We start from the raw sequence: 1,485 nt of genomic DNA on the forward strand, positions 1-1,485 counted from the left end.
CCCCGTTATCTTCTTCGCGGTCCTGCAAGAGGGCCGCTGGCCTCCGGGCCCGGCATGACTGTTGCCCCCTGTCGATCGGATGACCTGGGGGGTGGTGTCACCGGGCCCGAGGGGTGCCGTCGGAGACGCTGATCAGAGGTCCGGCCACTGCCCGGCCCGGCGCAATGCCGGGCAGCTCGCGGGCGGCAGGTCTGCATAACGTGGATGCGCGCGAACGGCCCCACCGCCGAGGCCGGCACGCATCGAAACGTGGGGGCACGGTGATCGACATCGACGAGACGGGCGTCTTCCTCGGCCTGGACGTCGGCAAGAGCAACCATCACGGCCACGGACTCACCCCGGCCGGGAAGAAGGTCTTCGACAAAGGCCTGCCGAACGGCGAACCCCAGTTGCGGGCAGTCTTCGACAAGCTCATGGCCAAGTTCGGCACCGTCCTGGTGGTCGTGGACCAGCCCGCCTCCATCGGCGCCCTGCCGCTGACCGTCGCCCGCGACGCCGGCTGCAAGGTCGCCTACCTGCCCGGACTCGCGATGCGCCGGATCGCCGACCTCTACCCAGGTGAGGCCAAGACCGACGCGCGCGACGCGGCTGTCATCGCAGACGCCGCCCGCACCATGCCCCACACGCTGCGCTCCCTCGAACTCGCCGACGAGATCACCGCCGAACTGACCATGCTGGTCGGCTTCGACCAGGACCTGGCCGGCGAGGCCAACCGCACCTCCAACCGCATCCGCGGCCTGCTCACCCAGTTCCACCCCAGCCTCGAACGCGTCCTGGGACCCCGCCTGGACCACCCCGCCATCACTTGGCTCCTGGAGCGCTACGGATCCCCGGCCGCTCTGCGCAAGGCCGGCCGCCGCAAGCTCGTCGAGGTGATACGGCCGAAGGCCCCGCGCATGGCCCAGCGGCTCGTCGACGACGTCTTCGACGCCCTCGACGAACAGACCGTGGTCGTCCCGGGCACCAACACCTTGGACGTGATCGTGCCGTCGCTGGCCAAGTCGCTGGCCGCCGTCCACGAACAACGCCGGGCACTGGAAGCCCAGATCGAGGCCCTGTTGGAGGCCCACCCTCTTGCCGAGGTCCTGACGTCGATGCCGGGCATCGGCGTCAGGACCGCCGCAGTCCTTCTGACCACCGTCGGCGACGGCAGCTCGTTTCCGAGCGCCGCCCACCTGGCCTCCTACGCCGGCCTTGCACCGGCCACCAAATCGTCGGGGACCTCGATCCACGGCGAACATGCTCCGCGAGGCGGGAACCGCCAGCTCAAACGCGCGATGTTTCTCTCCGCGTTCGCCGCCCTCCACGATCCCGCCTCCCGCGGCTACTACGACCGATGCCGAGCCCGCGGCAAAACCCACACCCAGGCCCTCCTCCGCCTCGCCCGCCACCGCATCAGCGTCCTGTTCGCCATGCTCCGCGACGGAACCTTCTACGAACCCCGAACCCCACAGCTCGCTTGACGAAGGACATAGAGGCACCCCC

General features: G+C 69.7%; 1 protein-coding gene. It reads left to right on the plus strand.

Translation table 11 applies throughout. The annotated features are described in order from the left end of the window. The first annotated feature begins 260 nt into the window (after positions 1–260). Entirely contained in the window at positions 261–1,463 is a 1,203-nt protein-coding gene (locus tag LMU33_RS40755) for an IS110 family RNA-guided transposase (RefSeq protein WP_228627149.1), read from the plus strand. Positions 1,464–1,485 lie beyond the last annotated feature (22 nt).

Origin of the sequence: Streptomyces barringtoniae (assembly GCF_020819595.1) — a bacterium.
GTDB classification, from domain to species: Bacteria; Actinomycetota; Actinomycetes; order Streptomycetales; family Streptomycetaceae; genus Streptomyces; species Streptomyces barringtoniae.